This window comes from Microvirga arvi (genome assembly GCF_016892765.1).
In the GTDB taxonomy this organism is placed as follows: Bacteria; Pseudomonadota; Alphaproteobacteria; order Rhizobiales; family Beijerinckiaceae; genus Microvirga; species Microvirga arvi.
In genome coordinates this window covers 1-2,346 of the sequence record NZ_JAFEMD010000154.1, presented here as the reverse complement: position 1 = coordinate 2,346, position 2,346 = coordinate 1, and the positions used below count along the sequence as shown (strand labels likewise).

Genomic DNA, 2,346 nt, shown 5'->3' with positions numbered 1-2,346 from the left:
TCGATCGTGTTGCCATGATGCCTCTCAATGACTGCTTCCTGTTGACGTTCAGTCTGCTGGCTGGATGCGAGCTACGGGGCTATCCACGAGTTTCACCAGCCAAATGCGTTGTGTCCCTACCTGAGCCAACCGCCCCTTGAGTGTCCCCCGCCGCAGCCAACCGTAGACTGTCTGCCGGTGTGCCCCAAGCTGCTCGGCCACTTCCTGCAAGGTCATTTCCTCATCATCCGCACGCGGCACTTTCCCGGACCAGATCGGCCGCTTCGTGCCATGCCCGTGCCGCTGCAGCAGGCGCCGGATCATTGGAGCGTTGAAGACGGTCCGCTTGGCGGGCCGAAAGCCCTCCGCGTTCAGGCGGGCGGCAATCTGCTCCGCCGTGCTGCCGGCCGTCCGCAACGCCACCGCCCGCGCCAGCAGCTGATCGAAGTTCGCCAGCTGCTCGAACCGCCGCACCGGACGGATCACCGCATGCCGGGTGATGACGCCGCCAGCCCAGTGGCACGCAATCTCCGCCCATTCGGTCGTGCCCTGCAGATGGATCACCACCCGATCGAGCATGGTCCGCGCGATCGTCTGCCGGTCACGCGCCGTTGTGGACGGAGCACTCCACAGCGCGGGAATGTCCTCGGCCAAGCGGTGCACCGCCGCCTGCTCCTCCGGCGTCAGCCGTTCCGGCTCGCGGGCCACGACCCGCTGGTGCTCGTTCTCCAGCGTCTGGTGGGCTGTCAGCGCCGTCTCCCAATCCCGCTCCAGGGTGCGGGCGACCAGGCGGTTGGACGGGTCGACCGCCTCATAGCGCCGGCGGGCCAGATCCGCCTCGTAGCCTGCACGTTCCAGCCGCTGCTTCCAGTGCCGCCGTCGTTGCTGGCGCTCCAGCTCGAGATCCTCGGCCACCTGCAGGCTGACCTCAATCGCCGAGGGCGAGAGCGCCTCCAGCATCAGGGCGCTGACCTGCTCATCCACCGGACGGGCACTGATCGACTGGCACTGGGGCGCGCCGTAGTTCGTCGCCATCTGATTGCAGGTGTAGCGGGCCTCCCGGCCATCGTCGTTGTAGGTGACGCACATACGCCGGCCACACAGTCCGCAGGCCACCAGCCCGCCGAGCAGCGCGGGGCCGCCGCGGGGAAGGCCGGTGTGGCGGGCGCGGTTGGCGGCCATCTGCTCCTGGTTCCGCTCGAAGGTGTCCCAATCAATGTAGGCCGGACGAGCGCCCTGGTGCAGCACCTTCCAGGCTTTTGGATCGCGCAGGAAGCGTTTGCCGCTGTGCGGCTGGCCGGGGCGGCGCAGGCGGCCGTTATAGGTGCGCCGGCCATAGACATAGGCTCCGGCATAGAGCGGGTTGCGCAGCATGTCCCGTAGCGTCTGCCCGCTGGGCCGGGTCCAGTGCACGTCGCCTTTGTGCGGCCCACGGCGGAGGCGATCCGGCAGGCGAATGTCGTGGTCGACGAGATAGCGCAGGATGCCGCTGACCGAGCGCCTGCGCTCGAAGAGGGTAAACACCAGACGGATGATCTCCTGCACCTCTTCGTCGGGATCGAGGGCGACCTCGCCGGATGGCTTGAGTACGTAGCCGCGGGGCAGCCCCAGCACCAATTCGCCACGCTGAGCCTTGGCCCGGCGGCCCTCGAGCATGCGCGCCTTGAGGATGTGGATCTCCGCCTCGCTCATGGTGCCCTTCAGGCCGAGCAGCAGGCGATCGTTGTAGAGACTGGGGTCGTAGATGCCGTCGGCATCGCCGATCAGGGTGTCGAAGAGCGCACACATCTCCAGCAGCTGATGCCAGTCGCGGCACGAGCGTGCCAGGCGCGAGACCTCGATGCCGAGCACCAGGCCGATATGGCCGAAGCCGACCTCGGCCACCAGGCGCTGGAAGCCCGGCCGGTCGAGCGCCGAGGCGGCGGAACGGCCGAGATCATCGTCGATGACCACGATCTGCTCGGGTCGCCAGCCGAGCTGGCAGGCGCGATCGGTCAGGGCATATTGCAGGCGGGTGGATTCCCGGTTGTGCTCGATCTGCCGCAGGGTGGACTGGCGGACATAGACGACCGCCTGGCGGTCACAATGGCGGGCCCGGATCTTGTCGGAGAGTGTCGGCGCGAGGATGTCGGGGTCCGGGCTCATGATCCGCCTCCTGTGTGGCGGCCAGAGACTGGCGGATGAGGTTGGCGATCAGCACCACCAGGCGCCGGCGCCGATCGGGCGGCAGATCCTGCCAGTGGATGGGGGTCGATTGCAGGGTCATGGTGTGTTGCCACCCATAAGGCCAAGGCGCGCAGCGCCTGATGGCCCACTCGCGGTGTCAATGGAACCTCACGTTCAGCGGTTCCACGTTGGTCCGATCTC

At 67.5% G+C, this 2,346-nt stretch carries 1 protein-coding gene; it reads right to left on the bottom strand.

Going from position 1 to position 2,346, the window contains the following annotated elements:
- Positions 1 to 48: 48 nt before the first annotated feature.
- Entirely contained in the window at positions 49 to 2,124 is a 2,076-nt protein-coding gene (locus ILT44_RS30185; RefSeq protein WP_204243297.1) for a recombinase family protein, read from the bottom strand.
- Between the last annotated feature and the right edge of the window lie 222 nt (positions 2,125 to 2,346).